Below are 14471 nucleotides of genomic sequence, written 5' to 3' on the forward strand. Positions count from 1 at the left end.
ATGCAGAACGAGAGTGATATACTTTTTGTTGTTTCGAATAGACCGGAGAAGAAATTTAATTATACAATGTATTTTTTATATCGCAATGTACTTTAATTTGTTATACTATATAGGTAGTCATATGAATATTACAAAAGTAAATTTAATCGCCATTGCGTCGGCTGCTTCCATCTTCTCGAGCGACGTTCTGGCCCAGGAGTTTTCGACCCACGTGCTCGATGTCGCCCGTGGCACGGGAGGGCGCGACATTCCCGTGACGCTGATGCAGCAGCAGAAGGATGGAAGCTGGACACAGATCGCCGCCGCTCGCACCGACGACAATGGACGGGTTCGCTCTTTCGGCGAGGAAACGCAGGTCGAAGCGGCGACCTACAAGTTGACCTTCGACATGAGCAATTATCCCGATCCGGGCAATGCCAGATTCTTTCCGATGATCGATGTCGTTTTCCAGGTTACCGATCCAAGCGTGCCGTATCACGTGCCGATCGTCGTCAGCCCCTATGGCTACAGCACCTATCGCGGAAACTGAGCAAAACCTCGGGGACAGCGCAGCATTTTGCAGGCGGGTGGCGTTGCCCGGCTGCAAAATGCCATCTGGCTAGAGCTCGTAGAACGCCTCGATCTTCGCCCAAGCCTCTTCCGCGCTGTCGACGAAGGTGATCAGCTCGTCGTCGCCGGGCGAGATCGTGCCCTGCTCGGCGAGGAAGGCGAGATCGATGGCGCGGTTCCAGAAGTCCTTGCCGAACAGCAGCACGGGCACGCGCTCCATGCGGCCGGTCTGGATGAGGGTGAGCGATTCGAACAGCTCGTCCATCGTGCCGAAGCCGCCGGGGAACACGGCGACCGCCTTCGCCCGCATCATGAAATGCATCTTGCGGATGGCGAAGTAATGGAAATTGAAGCACAGGTCCGGCGTCACATATGCGTTCGGCGCCTGCTCGTGCGGCAGCACGATGTTGAGGCCGATGGTCGGTGCGCCGCAATCAGCGGCCCCGCGGTTGCCGGCCTCCATCACGCCCGGTCCGCCGCCCGTCACCACGACATACTCGCGATAATAGGACTTGGCCGACTCGGTGGCGCACAGCCGGGCGAATTTGCGTGCTTCCTCGTAGTAGCGGCTGTTCTTCTCGAGATTCCGCTTCTGGATCTCGTTCTTGGCCGCCCAGGCTTCGCCGCCCGGCTCGGGCAGGCGCGCGCCGCCGAACAGGATGACGGTCGAGCGGATGCCGCGCTCGGCCAGCACCATCTCCGGCTTGAGGAGCTCGAGCTGCAGGCGCACCGCGCGCAGCTCGCGCCGCGTCATGAAGTCCTCGTCGTCCCAGGCGAGCCGATAGGTCGGCGCGCGCGTCTGCGGCGTGTCGGGCACCTGTCGTGCGCGTTTCAGGTCCTCGTCGGAATGCGGTAGCGGCGTCCAGCCTGCTTCTTCTGTGGAGTCCATGGATCATGCCTTTCCGTGTTTCCGGTGCGGTCCCCGCGCGCCATCGCGAGATTGACCCTGCCGGGCGCTTCGCATAGGTTCCGCGCCGGCCTTGGGTCCATCCCAAAGTATGGCTGAGCCCTTAACAGCTTGTTCAATGGAGCCGCAAGCATGACCAAGACGGATGTCGCCGCGCTGGAGAACACAATCGAGAAGGCTTTCGACGAGCGTGACGGCGTTTCGACCTCGACACGCGGCGAGATCCGCGATGCGGTCGACACTGCTCTTGCCCTGCTCGACAGCGGCAAGGCGCGCGTCGCCGAGCGCCAGGAAGACGGCTCCTGGACGGTCAACCAGTGGCTGAAAAAGGCGGTTCTGCTTTCCTTCCGTCTCAACCCGATGGAAGTCATCAAGGGTGGACCGGGCGATTCGGTCTGGTGGGACAAGGTGGCCTCCAAGTTTGACGGCTGGAGCGCTAACGAATTCGAGAAGGCGGCGTTCCGTGCCGTGCCGAGCGCGGTGGTCCGCCGCTCGGCCTTCATCGCGCCTGGCGTCGTGCTGATGCCTTCCTTCGTCAATCTCGGCGCCTATGTGGACGAGGGCACGATGGTCGATACCTGGGCGACGGTCGGCTCCTGCGCGCAGATCGGCAAGAACGTGCATCTGTCGGGCGGCGTCGGCATCGGCGGCGTGCTGGAGCCGATGCAGGCCGGCCCCACCATCATCGAGGACAATTGCTTCATCGGCGCGCGCTCCGAGGTGGTCGAGGGCTGCATCGTGCGCGAGGGCTCCGTCCTCGGCATGGGCGTCTTCATCGGCAAGTCGACCAAGATCGTCGACCGCGCCACGGGCGATGTCTTCTACGGCGAGGTGCCGCCTTACTCGGTGGTCGTCGCCGGCTCGATGCCGGGCAAGCCGATGGGCAACGGCGAGGCCGGCCCCGGCCTCTACTGTGCCGTCATCGTCAAGCGGGTCGACGAGAAGACGCGCTCGAAGACCTCGATCAACGAGCTGCTGCGCGATTGACCGGCCGGCGGAGAGGCACGATGCAAAAAGGGCAGCTCTTCTGGCTTTTCTTCGGCTTTTCCGGCCGGGTGAGCCGCGCCGCCTTTTTTCTCGCCGGGTTGCTTCTGGCGGTTCTCCAGGCCTTCACGCTCTACCGTTTCACGCTCGCGCCGGAGGGCAGCGAGGCGAGCGGCACCTGGGCGCTCCTGTTCTGGGCCCTGTTCTTCATCTCGGTCTTTTCCTCCGTCGCGCTCGGCGTCAAGCGCCTGCACGATTTCGGCAAGCCCGGCGTCTTCGCCGTTTCGCTGTTCATCCCGATGGTCTCGATCGTCGCCTTCATCGTGTTGTGCGTTTACCCGGGCGATGCTGGCGCAAATGAATATGGCCGGCGGACCAACGCGCCGAAGGACTAACCGCCCGCTTGCCGCGTGACAGCCGGGCGATGTTGGATTATCCCTCTCGATCATGACGTTTCCGACAGACCCTGCCGCCAATCTTGCCGAGCTCATACGCTGCCCATCCGTCACGCCGGCGGAGGGCAACGCGCTCTCGGTGCTCCAGGGCATGCTGAAGGCGCTCGACTGCGCGGTCGAGCGCCCGGTCTTTTCCGAAGAGGGCACGCCGGACATCGAAAATCTCTATGCCCGGCTCTCCGGCGAGGGGTCGCATCTGATGTTCGCCGGCCACACGGACGTCGTTCCGCCGGGGGACGAAGCGGCCTGGACGCATCCGCCCTTTGCCGCAGTCCTCGCCAACGGCCAGATGTATGGCCGTGGCGCGGTCGACATGAAGGGCGGCATCGCCTGTTTCGTGGCGGCGCTTGCCCGCTATGTGGAGAGCAACGGCCGTCCGAAGGGCTCCGTCTCCTTCCTCATCACGGGTGACGAGGAAGGCCCGGCGGTCAACGGCACCGTCAAGCTGCTCGCGTGGGCGGCCGAGCGGGGGGAGACCTGGCACGCGGCGATCGTCGGGGAGCCGACCAATCCCGAGAAGCTCGGCGAGATGATCAAGATCGGCCGTCGCGGCTCGCTCTCGGGCACCGTCACCGTCAACGGCCGCCAGGGGCACGTCGCCTATCCGCACTTGGCCGACAATCCGCTGCCGGGGCTGCTGACGCTTCTGGAAGCCCTGTTGACGCCGGCCTTCGACACCGGCACCGAGGCGTTCCAGCCGACCAATCTGGAAATCACCACCATCGATGTGGGCAATTCGGCGACGAACGTCATCCCGGCCCGCGCCAGGGCGACGTTCAACGTGCGTTTCAACGACGCGTGGACAGCGGAGAGCCTGCAGGCGGAGATCCACAACCGGCTCGACCGTGGGGCGCAGGAAAACCGTCTGCGGCCCGGCCGTGAGGCCCCGGTGGACTTCGAGATCGACTGGCACGGCCGCCCGAGCCCGGTGTTCCTGACCCGCGACGAGAAGCTGGTGGACACCCTGTCGGGTTCCATCGAGGCCGTCACGTCGGTCCGGCCGCAGCTTTCCACCTCGGGTGGAACATCGGACGCGCGCTTCATCAAGGACTACTGCCCGGTGGTCGAGTTCGGCCTGGTCGGCCAGACCATGCACATGGTCGACGAACGCGTGGCGCTCGACGATCTGGAGATGCTGACGCGAATCTATCTGCGCTTCCTCGAAGACTGGTTCGCCTGACGATGCCGTCTGCCGCCGAGATCCAGCAATATTTTGCCGGTGTCTGGCGCATGATGATGGGGCGCAGGGACGGGCTGACGCTGCTCGACATCTCGGCCGACGGGTTCTGGAACTCCTTCTTCGCCATCGTCGTCGCCCTTCCGCCGCTGATCGTCGGCTGGGTGACGATCGCCAACGAGATGGCGGGCGGCGAGATGTTCTCCTTTCGCTTCTCGCTCTTCGCGCGGCTGATGGTGACGGATCTGGCGACCTGGGTGCTGCCCTATGCGATCCTCGCCGTGGCGGCGCGGCCGGCCGGCGTGGCTGACCGTTTCGTCCACTATGTGGTGGCCAGCAACTGGGCTTCGGGCCTCTTTGCCTGGGCGATGCTGCCGCCGGTGCTCGTCCGTCTCCTGCTGCCCGGGGCGATGGAGGTGGCGAACGGGATCACCCTCCTGCTGTTCGTTGCGACGCAGGTGCTGACCTGGCGGCTGACGAATGCGGCGATCGGCAAGGGACCGGCCGTGGCCACGGCAGTCTTCGCCGCCATGTTCGCCGCATCGCTCGCCGTGCTGTTCACCCTGGAAGGGCTTCTCGGCCTGTCGCGCACCGGCTGAGCATTCGATGGGTTAGCGGGCGGCCGCCAGCGCCGAGATCACCATCAGGAATGCGGCCGCCCCGGCCGCCGCGGCAAAGCCGAAGCCGGTGTAGAGCGGGCCGAACGAAAGGGTTCCCGCGAACGCCGCCAGATAGGTGGTGGCGCTGTTCAGGCCCATGATCGCCCCACGCCGGGCCGGATCGATGGCCGTCAGCCGGACGATCAGCATGTTGAGGCCGAAATGGTTGGCGAGCCCCCAGGCGAGGGCGACGGCGAGCATCGCTCCATAGCTCGCCGAAGCCGGCACCATCGCCACATAGACCGCCGCCACCGCGGCAAAGGCGAAGGGGAGCAGGTTGCGCGCCGACAAGGCCTGCAGCATGCGGTCGAGGAAGACGGCGGCGCCGAAGCCGATGCCGTAGGTCAAGGTCGTCAGCCCGTTGGCGCTGACCGGTCTTCCGAGCCCGTTGGTCAGATGATCTCCGAGATAGGCATAGACGCCGTAGAAGGCGGCCATGAAGGCGCCGCAGGCGACGAGCAGCCGGGCGACGCCCGGCAGGCGCAAGGCGGCGATCGGCGACATTGCGGGCGTGTCCGACGGCGCATCGCGCCGCCCGTTGAAAGCGAGCGCCAGGAACGCGCCGACCGCCAGCAGAAAGACCGCGCCGAACACGGCGCGCCAGTGCAGATAGTCGGCAAGCACCGCCGACAGCGACACGCCGGCGACGAGGCTCAGCGTCCAGCCGGTGAGGACGATGCCGACGGTTTCGGTCTCGCGCCCGGGCGGGGCGACCGCCGCGGCGCTGGAATAGATGGCGGGCAGGGCGATGCCGGCGGCCAGCCCGGCAATGAGCTGCGCCGCCGCCAGGACGGCCGCCACCGGCGCGAAGGCGCTCGCCGCCAGCGCCGCCGCCAGAACGGCGAAGGCGATGCGCAACATGCGCCAGGCGCCGACGCGATCGATGTAGCGGGCAAGGAAGAGGGCGCTTGCGGCGGTGCCGAGGCCGAAGGCGGCGGAGGCGATCATGACGCCCTGGACCGAGATGCCCAGAGACTGCGAGACCTCGGGCGCGATGGGCGACAGCACCAGCGAGTTCGAGCCGATCACCGCCACGGCGCCGGTCAGGATGAAGGCGGCGGGCGGGATGCGCGCGTCGAGCGCAAGCGCGGAGGCCGGGACGAGAATTGATTGATCATTATTCGACATATATGGATAATGATCGAATGAAATTCGCTTTCAATCGGAAAGTGCAGAACAATGAAAGAAACAGATGACATTCGCCCGGCTGTGCCGGCAGCGCAGCCGCTCGACGCCATGGACCGAAAAATATTAGCCGTGCTGGTGGAGGATGCCACCGTCAGCTATGCCGAGCTCGGCGGTCGTGTCGGCCTTTCGGCGCCTGCAGTCCATGAGCGGGTGAAGCGGCTGAAGCGCAGCGGAGTGATCCAGCGCATGGCGGCGCTGATCGAGCCCAACGCGCTCGGCAAGGGTCTCCTCGCCTTCATCCATGTCGACACGCGCGGCTGGGGCAAAACGCCGGCGCTGATGGCGGTGGTCGATTGCCCGGAGGTCGAGGAGGTGCATTCCGTCGCCGGCGACACCTGCATGCTGCTCAAGGTTCGCACCGAGAGCACGCATGCGCTGGAGGGCCTGCTTGCCCGCCTCTACGACACGCCCGGCGTGCTGGCGACGCGCAGCTATGTGGTGCTGTCCACCTATCTGGAGCGCCCGCCGCAACCGGGCATCACCGCCTCATGGCCGGTGCCGAAGGCGGCGCGGATAACGGACGGAGCTCAATAATCCACCCTGACCAGGTATAGCCCGTGCGGCGGTGCGACCGGACCGCAGACCTTGCGGTCGCGCGCCTCGAGCGCCGCCGTCACGTCGTCGGCGCTCCAGCCGCCTTCGCCGACGCGCTTCAGCGTGCCGGCGAAGGAGCGCACCTGATTGTGCAGGAAGGAGCGTGCCGAGGCGCGGATCTCGACCATCTCGCCGTCACGCGTCACCTCGAGCCGGTCGAGCGTCTTGATCGGGCTTTTGGCCTGGCACTGGGCGGCGCGGAACGTGGTGAAGTCGTGGGTTCCGACCAGCCTCTGTGCAGCCGCGTGCATGGCCTCGGCGTCAAGCGGCGCGGAGACGTGCCAGGCGTGGTTGCGGTTCACCGTCAGCGGCGGCCGGCGATTGTGGATGCGATAGAGATAATGCCGCCCCTTGGCGGAGAAGCGCGCGTCGAACCCGGCCGGCACTTCGGCCGCGGCAAGCACGGCGACCGTCTCGTCGGCCATCGCCAGACGCGCGTTGACGGCGTTCTGCACCGTGCGTGCCGGCCAGTCGCGCGACAGATCGAAATGCGCCACCTGGCCGAGCGCATGGACGCCGGTGTCGGTGCGCCCGGCGCCGAACAGCGTCACCTCCTCGCCGGAGAAGGCGGCGATCGCCGTCTCCAGCGCCGCCTGCACGCTGTGATGGCCGGCCTGGCGCTGCCAGCCGAAATAGGGGCCGCCGTCATATTCGATGTCGATGCGGAAGCGCGGCATGTCAGGCGAGCCTCGTTCCCCGCGCAAGCTGGACGCCGCGCAGGAAATCCTGCGCCCGCATGGGCTTGCCGCCGGCCCGCTGCAGTTCCACCAGCCGCACCGCTCCCTCGCCGCAGGCTATCGTGAGCGCCTCGTCGAGCGCCTCGCCCGGCGCGCCCTTGCCGGGCACCGGCGCTGCGCGCAGCAGCTTCACCCGCTCGACCCTGCCGCCGAGCGGCATCTCGCACCAGGCGCCGGGGAAGGGAGAGAGACCGCGGATGTGGTTGTGCACCGCCTCGGCCGGTCGCGACCAGTCGACCCGCGTCTCATCCTTGAGGATCTTCTTTGCGTAGGTGGCGCCCTCAGCCGGCTGGGGGGCGAGCCTCAACGTGCCTTCCTCCAGGGCCGTCATGGCATGTGCCATCAGCGCGGCGCCCGTTTCCTTCATGACGTCGTGCAACTCGCCGGCCGTCATATGCGGGGCGATCGCCACGCGTTCGGTCATGGCGACGGGGCCCGTGTCGAGGCCCTCGTCCATCTTCATGATCATCATGCCGGTCTCGGCGTCGCCGGCCATGATGGCGCGCTGGATCGGAGCCGCTCCGCGCCAGCGCGGCAGCAGCGAGGCGTGGCCGTTGAAGCAGCCGAGCCGCGTGCCGTCCAGAATGGGCTTCGGCAGGAGCAGGCCATAGGCGACGACGACGGCGGCATCCGCCCCGAGCGCGGCAAAGGCCTGCTGCTCGTCCTCGCCCTTCAGCGATTTGGGCGTGCGCACCTCGATGCCGAGCGTTTCGGCGGCGCGCTGCACCGGCGACTTGGTGAGTTCCAGCCCGCGCCGGCCGGCCGGCCGCGGCGGCTGGGTGTAGACGGCGGCGATGTCATGCCCTGCCGCCGCCAGCGCCTGCAGCGTCGGCACGGAGAAATCCGGCGTTCCCATGAAGATGAGGCGAAGGGGCATGCGCAGTCCTGCTGTGTGTCTGCGTGGCGCTTCAAGGGCCGCCCGCGCACGGTCTCACATGAATTTCAACGGCCTCAGCCCACCATGCGCGCGGGCGGGCGATCCTTGGCGAGCTTCCTGAACTTGCGCACCACCATGTCGCGCTTGAGCTTCGACAGGTGATCGATGAACAGGACGCCGTTCAGATGGTCGATCTCGTGCTGCAGGCAGGTGGCGAGCAGCCCGTCCGCCTCGATTGTCTGCGGCTTGCCGTCGCGGTCGAGGAAGTTCACGGTCACCCCGGCCGGCCGCTCCACCTCGGCATAGTAGTCCGGGATCGACAGGCAGCCTTCCTCGTGCACGTTCCTGGCATCGGACCGGGCGACGATCTCTGGATTGATCACCACCAGCGGCGCCGGCTCCTCGTCTTTTTCGGAAACGTCGATGACCAGCATGCGCAGCGGCTCGCCCACCTGGATGGCGGCAAGGCCGATGCCCGGTGCGTCATACATGGTCTCCAGCATGTCGTCGGCGAATTTGCGCAGGCTCTCGTCCACGCGTTCCACCGGTTTGGAGGTCTCGCGCAGGATCGGGTCTGGAAGCAGGACAAGCGGTCGAATGGTCATGCCCGTCACGTAATCGCTGGCAGGAAGAACGTCAATAAGGAACGCTTGTTCACGGTTTGGTCTTATGGTTGCATCACGAATCGTCTAGGGTGCCGGCATGAACCAGATTTCCGATGTCTTTTCCGCCCCGGTGGCGCAGCTCGGCGCCAGCACCTTCACGCTCGGCCAGTTCCTGCTTGCCGGCGGCATCCTGTTTTCCCTGCTTCTCGTGGCGCTGGTGGTGGCGGTGTGGCGCTCGGCGCGGGCGCGGGCGGTGGCCGCCGCGGAAGCGGCCGAGCATGCCCGCGACGCGGAGGCGCGCATGGCGGAGCTGACCCGGGCGCAGGCGGAGCTGCAGGGCCGCATGGGCTCCATCGCCGAAGTGTTCGGCTCGCGCCAGGCCGAACTCACCAAGGCGATCTCCGAGCGGTTAGACGGCATGACCTCGCGGCTCGGCCAGTCGATCACCGAGCAGACCAGGTCGACGCACGAGAATCTTGCCAGATTGCAGGAGCGGCTGGCCGTGATCGACACGGCGCAGAACAACATCCAGTCGCTGGCCGGCCAGGTGGTGCAACTGCAGCAGATCCTCTCCAACAAGCAGACGCGCGGTGCCTTCGGCCAGTCGCGCATGGAGGCGATCATCGCCGACGGGCTGCCGCACACGGCCTACGAGTTCCAGGCGACGCTGTCGAACGGCAGCCGCCCGGATTGTCTGGTGAAGATGCCGAACGACGCGCCGTCGCTGGTCATCGACGCGAAATTCCCGCTCGAGGCCTGGAACGCCATTCGTGCCGCCGCTGAAGGCGAGGGCAGCGGGCCGGAGGCACGGCGGGCGGCCGAAAGCGCCTTCCGCCGGGACGTCGAGGTGCACATCAAGGCGATTGCCGAAAAATATCTCCTGACCGGCGAGACGCAGGACACGGCCTTCATGTTCGTGCCGTCGGAATCGATCTTCGCCGAGATCCACGAGAATTTCGAGGCGCTGGTGCAGCGCGCGCACCGCGCCCGCGTGGTGATCGTCTCGCCGTCCTTGCTGATGCTGTCGATCCAGGTGATCCAGGCGGTTCTGAAGGATGCGCGTATGCGCGAGCAGGCGCATCTGATCCAGGCCGAGGTGGTGCGGCTGATGGAGGATGTCGGCCGCCTGGACGACCGCGTGCGCAAGCTGCAGGCCCATTTCATGCAGGCCAACAAGGACATCGACCAGATCCTCACCTCCACCGACAAGGTGACGAAGCGCGGCGCCAGGATCGAGGCGCTGGAACTTGGCGCGATGGAGGCCGGCAAGGGCGGGGAGGCCGACAAGCGGCTTCCGTCGAAAGCCGCGCCCGCGGGCGAGGGCGGCCCGGGCTCCGGGCAGTTGCGGCTGCGCGTGGTCGACGAGTAGCACAGCGTCGAACCAAGCATGGCATCGAGGCGATCGGGTGTTTGGATGCTCCATCTCTTGTTTTCCGCATTTATGCGGCCATCGGTGATTCCACCCGGCTGCAAAATGCTATAGGCGGGATGCAGCAAGACAGGGAGGATATCCAGCATGTTTCGTTCAGCCATCAACGCCGCGCTCGCTTCGGCCGTGGCGATCGGCCTCGGTACCGCCGCCGCCGGCGCCGAGACCCGCGTGACCTACAAATCCGCCAAGGCCGGCTCGTCCTATTACCAGATGGGGGTCGAGGTCGCCGAGGCGATGAAGAAAGGCACCGACGGCGACATCATCGTCACCATCGAGGAAAGCCAGGGCTCGGTGCAGAACGTGATGGAGGTGCGGGCGCGCGGCGGCGACTACGTCTTCACGACGCCGCCGGCGCTGGTCGATGCGGCGCAGAAGGCAGCCGGTGCCTTCGAGGGCAAGGGCGATGCGAAATTCGCCGAGATCCGTGCCCTGTTCCCGATCCCCTCGCTCACCATGCATTTCGTCATGTCCAAGGCCTCGGGAACCAAGGATTTCGCCGGCATGGAGGGCAAGACGATCCTGCTCGGCAAGGGCTCCTTCGGCGCGACCGAGGGCGAGAAATATCTCAGCCTGTTCGGCCTCGACGGCAAAGTGAAGATCGCCGACGCGGAACTTTCCAACGCCGTCGCCGCGCTGAAGAACGGGCAGATCGACGGCTTCGTCACCGCCGGTTCCTGGCCGGCGCCGAACGTGGTGGAGGCGGCGGCGAGCGTCGACGTCAACATCCTGTCGCTGACGCTCGAGCAGGCCGCCGAGACCAAGCGCGCAGTGCTCACCATTCCCGCCGGCACCTATGCCGGCCAGGCCGAGGACATCGTGACGACCTCGCTACCGGTCGTCGCCTATGCCACGGCCGCGATGGACGAGGAGACGGCCTACCAGCTCACCAAAACCTTCTGGGAGCAGAAGGAGGCGATGAGCGGTTCGGCCCCCTGGTGGAAGGGCGTCGACAAGGATCTGATGGCCAACATCACCGGCAAGCTCCACCCCGGTGCCGTCCGCTACTACAAGGAAGCGGGCTTCGAGCTGACCGACGGGCAGATGTAGCATCCTGTTGCACACCTCCCTCCTTGAGGGCAGCACAATCACCTATGGTTTTTCTTGCAGGCTTCGCCTGCGACCCCCACCCTCGATCCCTCCCCTCAAGGGGGAGGGAAGAAAGACGTCGCGCTCGATGATCCCCCTCCCCCTTGAGGGGAGGGGTAAGGGGTGGGGGTACCGCACCGCCATATGCGATTGCTCCGTCCTTGAGGGGGAGATGGCCGGCAGGCCAGAGGGGGGTGTGCCGAGCCCGAACTTCCAATCACCAGTCCAGATCCAAACTCGATGACAAACCGCATCCTCCTGGCCGTGCTCGCTGCCGTGCTCGTCGCCTTCCACCTGGGACTGATCTTTTCCGGTCTGGTGCCGAATCTCGTCAGCCGGCCGCTGCACATGGCGCTGATCCTGCCCTGGCTGCTGGTTTTCGTGCCGTCGAGCCGGCCGATGCGCCTGTCCGGTCTGGTGCTGGCGGCGGCGGGGATCGCGGCGAGCCTGTGGGTGGCGTTCAACGAGCGGAGCCTTGCCGACCAGTACGGCTTTCTCGAAAGCCCCTTCCAGACGGCGGTCGCCGTCACCCTGCTCGTCGTGGTGCTGGAGACGGCGCGCCGCGCCATCGGCTGGGCCTTGCCCGGCGTTGCCGCCCTGGCGCTGCTCTACGGACTGTTCGGCCAGCACATTCCGGGCGAGTTCGGCCATGCGGGAACGCCGCTCGCCAGCTTCCTCGGCACGCTGACCATCGCCGAGGGCGGCATCTGGGGCAGCCTGACCGGCGTCTCGGTTGGCACGGTGGCGATCTTCGTCATCTTCGGCGCGGTGCTGAATGCCGGCGAGGCCGGGCAGGGGTTCATGAACGTGGCTGCCGCCGCCGCCGGCCGGCTGAACGGCGGCGCGGGCAAGGTGTCGGTGATCTCGTCGGCGCTGTTCGGCTCCATCTCCGGTTCTGCCTCGGCGAACGTCGCATCCACCGGCGCCATCACCATTCCGGCGATGGTCGGGCTCGGCTATCCGAAGCGGCTCGCCGGCGCGATCGAGGCCGTCGCCTCGTCCGGCGGCCAGATCATGCCGCCGCTGATGGGGGCCGGCGCGTTCGTCATGGTGGAGCTCACCGGTACGCCCTATACGGGCATCATGGCGGCGGCGATCCTGCCGGCGATCCTCTATTTCCTCGCCGTCTGGGTCGGCATCAACGCCTACACCACGCGCCATCCCTTGAAGGGACTGCCGGACGACCAGAAGCCGGCGATGCGTGACGTCATGGTCACCGCCGCCTTCTTCCTGGTGCCCTTCTCGGTGCTGCTGTGGGGCATGTTCTGGGCAGGCTACACGCCGCAATATGCGGCCGCCTTCGCCATCCTCTCTGGTGCCGCGCTGCTGCTTGCCGATGGCGGGCCGCGCTTCAACGGGCGCGAGGCGCTCGTGCGGTTCGAGAACGCGCTCGTCACCGCGGCGCGGCAGGTGTCGCTGATCGCCGCCATCATCCTGTGCGCCTCGATCATCATCGGCGTGCTGTCGATCACCGGCCTCGGCGTCAAGATCACCTCGCTGATCCTGTCGGGCGCCGGCGGCCTGCTCTGGCCGTCGCTGTTCCTGACGGCGGCGGCCTGTCTCATCCTCGGCATGGAGGTGCCGACGACGGCGGCCTATGTGATCTGCGTCTCGGTGGCCGGGCCGGCGCTGACGCAGCTCGGCCTCGAGCCCCTGCAGGCGCATCTCTTCGTGTTCTGGTTCGCGCTCTTGTCGACCATCACCCCGCCCGTCTGCGGGGCGGTGTTCATCGCCGCCGGCATGGTGCGCGAGGACTGGCTGAAGGTGGCCTTCACGGCCATGGCGCTCGGTGTCGGGCTCTATCTCATTCCGCTGGCCATGATCGCCAATCCGATGCTCCTGGCGACCGCCGAAGCGCCGGCCGCGGCACTCCTGGCCGCCGTCAAGGTCGCCGCCGGGCTCGCCTGCGTCTCCTACGGGCTGATCGCCGCCTACCGGCCGCCGGTCCGCGCGGTGCTCCTCGCGGCCGGCCTCGGCATCCTGTTCGTGCCGTTCAGTCCGTTGTAGCGTCCAGCCGGGCGGCGAGTTCCTCGGCCATCGCCGCGTCCCGGGCGGGCCGGTCCTTGAGCGCCGTGACGAGGCAGGCCTCGGACCGCAGGATGACGCCGTCGTCGAGCACCCTCAGATGGTTGGCAGAAAGCGTCGAGCCGGTCGAGGTGATGTCGACGATGATGTCGGCGGATCCCGCCGCCGGCGCGCCCTCGGTGGCCCCCAGGCTCTCGACGATGCGGTAGACCTGGATGCCGTGCTTCTGCGAGAAGAACTGCTGCGTCAGCCGCCAGTATTTGGTGGCGATCCTGAGGCGGCGGCCGTGCCGGTGGCGGAAATCGGCAGCCACGTCGTCGAGGTCGGCCATGGTTGCGACGTCGAGCCAGACATCGGGCACGGCAACCACCACATCGGCGCGGCCGAAGCCGAGGCGGGCTGAAATCTCCACCCTGCGCTCCCAGTCGGAAATGGTCTCGCGCACCAGGTCCTCGCCGGTGATACCCAAATCCACCGTGCCGCGCTCCAGTTCGCGGGCAATCTCGGAGGCCGACAGGAAGACGACCTCGACCCCCTCGAACCCGTCGATTGTGGCGCGGTAGCGCCGATCGTTCTCCGGCAGGCGCACCGGCAGGCCCGCTTTCTCCAGCCGGGCGATGGCGTCGTCCTTGAGGCGCCCCTTGGAGGGCAGGGCCAGCGTGATGCTCATGGCCGTGCCTCCCTGAGTGCGCCGACGCGGTCGAGCCAGACGGAGAAGCCGACGCCGGGAATGGGCGCCTCGGCGCCGAGCAGAGTGAGAAGCCGGTCGTAGCGGCCGCCGCCGACGAGCGGCTGCTGCCCGCCTTGCGCGCTGATCTCGAAGATGAAGCCGGTGTAGTAGTCGAGCGGCCGGCCGAAGCCCGCATCATAGGTCAGCGCTTCGAGAGGCAGGCCCTCCTCGGCGATGCGCGCGGCGCGGGCATCGAAAGCCTCCAGCGCCTCATCGAGGATGAGGCCGTTGTCGGCAGCGAAGGCGGCGAGGCGCCGGCCGGCATCCGACAGGGGCGCTTCGAGCGCCACGAAGCTCTTCAACGCGTCCATCGCCTCGTCGGTGAGGCGCACGCTGCGCAGCTCGGCCTTCTCGATCAGGCGGCGGGCGATCTCCTGCGGCGTGCGGCCCGCCGACGGCGACAGGCCGGCCTCCTCCATCACCGTGGCGACATGGGCGGCAAGGCCGTCCTCCTCGCCGCGCGCAA

16 protein-coding genes are annotated in these 14471 nt (G+C 66.9%); 9 read left to right on the forward strand and 7 right to left on the reverse strand.

The window, feature by feature from the left end:
* Nucleotides 1-121: 121 nt before the first annotated feature.
* Complete coding sequence (gene uraH, locus NUU27_RS05435; RefSeq protein WP_257761058.1) at nt 122-529, forward strand: hydroxyisourate hydrolase; 408 nt, start codon at nt 122-124, stop codon at nt 527-529.
* 69 nt (nt 530-598) lie between these two features.
* Here uraH and NUU27_RS05440 read toward each other — a convergent pair whose 3' ends face one another.
* Nucleotides 599-1438 (reverse strand): LOG family protein, encoded by an 840-nt coding sequence (locus NUU27_RS05440; RefSeq protein WP_257761059.1) that lies wholly within the window; start codon nt 1436-1438, stop codon nt 599-601.
* A 150-nt stretch (nt 1439-1588) separates the two neighbouring features.
* Here NUU27_RS05440 and dapD point away from each other — a divergent pair, with 150 nt between their 5' ends.
* From dapD to NUU27_RS05460, 4 genes are read left to right on the forward strand one after another with little or no spacing between them, the layout of a single operon-like run.
* A complete protein-coding gene (gene dapD / locus NUU27_RS05445; protein WP_257761060.1) occupies nt 1589-2443 on the forward strand; it encodes a 2,3,4,5-tetrahydropyridine-2,6-dicarboxylate N-succinyltransferase in 855 nt (284 codons plus the stop codon).
* A gap of 20 nt (nt 2444-2463) precedes the next feature.
* Nucleotides 2464-2835: a DUF805 domain-containing protein gene (locus NUU27_RS05450; RefSeq protein WP_257761061.1), complete on the forward strand. Its 372-nt coding sequence runs from the start codon at nt 2464-2466 to the stop codon at nt 2833-2835.
* A 52-nt stretch (nt 2836-2887) separates the two neighbouring features.
* Complete coding sequence (dapE, locus tag NUU27_RS05455; RefSeq protein ID WP_257761062.1) at nt 2888-4075, forward strand: succinyl-diaminopimelate desuccinylase; 1188 nt, start codon at nt 2888-2890, stop codon at nt 4073-4075.
* Between the two features lie 2 nt (nt 4076-4077).
* Nucleotides 4078-4671, forward strand: a complete 594-nt coding sequence (locus NUU27_RS05460) for a transporter (RefSeq protein WP_257761063.1) — start codon at nt 4078-4080, stop codon at nt 4669-4671.
* 12 nt (nt 4672-4683) lie between these two features.
* Here NUU27_RS05460 and NUU27_RS05465 read toward each other — a convergent pair whose 3' ends face one another.
* Nucleotides 4684-5859 carry an MFS transporter gene (locus NUU27_RS05465; RefSeq protein ID WP_257761064.1) on the reverse strand — a complete coding sequence of 392 codons (1176 nt, stop codon included), beginning with the start codon at nt 5857-5859 and terminating at the stop codon, nt 4684-4686.
* 51 nt (nt 5860-5910) lie between these two features.
* Between NUU27_RS05465 and NUU27_RS05470 the strand changes: the two genes are divergently transcribed.
* On the forward strand, nt 5911-6453 hold the full coding sequence (locus tag NUU27_RS05470) for an Lrp/AsnC family transcriptional regulator (protein ID WP_257761065.1): 543 nt from the start codon (nt 5911-5913) through the stop codon (nt 6451-6453).
* Here NUU27_RS05470 and truA read toward each other — a convergent pair.
* The 3 genes from truA to def all read right to left on the reverse strand — a co-directional run bounded on the left by truA (nt 6447) and on the right by def (nt 8732).
* Nucleotides 6447-7190 carry a tRNA pseudouridine(38-40) synthase TruA gene (gene truA / locus NUU27_RS05475; protein WP_257761066.1) on the reverse strand — a complete coding sequence of 248 codons (744 nt, stop codon included), beginning with the start codon at nt 7188-7190 and terminating at the stop codon, nt 6447-6449. The two genes, NUU27_RS05470 and truA, sit on opposite strands and share 7 nt — an antisense overlap.
* Nucleotide 7191: 1 nt before the next feature.
* Nucleotides 7192-8127, reverse strand: coding sequence for a methionyl-tRNA formyltransferase (gene fmt, locus NUU27_RS05480; protein WP_257761067.1), 936 nt, complete (start codon nt 8125-8127; stop codon nt 7192-7194).
* A gap of 74 nt (nt 8128-8201) precedes the next feature.
* Nucleotides 8202-8732 (reverse strand): peptide deformylase, encoded by a 531-nt coding sequence (def, locus tag NUU27_RS05485; RefSeq protein ID WP_257761068.1) that lies wholly within the window; start codon nt 8730-8732, stop codon nt 8202-8204.
* 97 nt (nt 8733-8829) lie between these two features.
* Between def and NUU27_RS05490 the strand changes: the two genes are divergently transcribed.
* The 3 genes from NUU27_RS05490 (at nt 8830) to NUU27_RS05500 (ending at nt 13257) form a co-directional block, all read left to right on the forward strand.
* Nucleotides 8830-10101 (forward strand): DNA recombination protein RmuC, encoded by a 1272-nt coding sequence (locus NUU27_RS05490; protein ID WP_257761069.1) that lies wholly within the window; start codon nt 8830-8832, stop codon nt 10099-10101.
* A gap of 147 nt (nt 10102-10248) precedes the next feature.
* On the forward strand, nt 10249-11211 hold the full coding sequence (locus NUU27_RS05495; protein ID WP_257761070.1) for a TAXI family TRAP transporter solute-binding subunit: 963 nt from the start codon (nt 10249-10251) through the stop codon (nt 11209-11211).
* 279 nt (nt 11212-11490) lie between these two features.
* Complete coding sequence (locus tag NUU27_RS05500; RefSeq protein WP_257761071.1) at nt 11491-13257, forward strand: TRAP transporter fused permease subunit; 1767 nt, start codon at nt 11491-11493, stop codon at nt 13255-13257.
* Here NUU27_RS05500 and hisG read toward each other — a convergent pair.
* Nucleotides 13244-13945, reverse strand: a complete 702-nt coding sequence (gene hisG / locus NUU27_RS05505) for an ATP phosphoribosyltransferase (RefSeq protein ID WP_257761072.1) — start codon at nt 13943-13945, stop codon at nt 13244-13246. The genes NUU27_RS05500 and hisG overlap by 14 nt on opposite strands.
* Nucleotides 13942-14471 (reverse strand): ATP phosphoribosyltransferase regulatory subunit (locus NUU27_RS05510; protein ID WP_257761073.1); only part of this gene is annotated, 530 nt, incomplete at its 5' end. The genes NUU27_RS05510 and hisG, both read right to left, overlap by 4 nt.

The organism is Nitratireductor sp. ZSWI3 (genome assembly GCF_024655565.1).
GTDB lineage: Bacteria > Pseudomonadota > Alphaproteobacteria > Rhizobiales > Rhizobiaceae > Nitratireductor.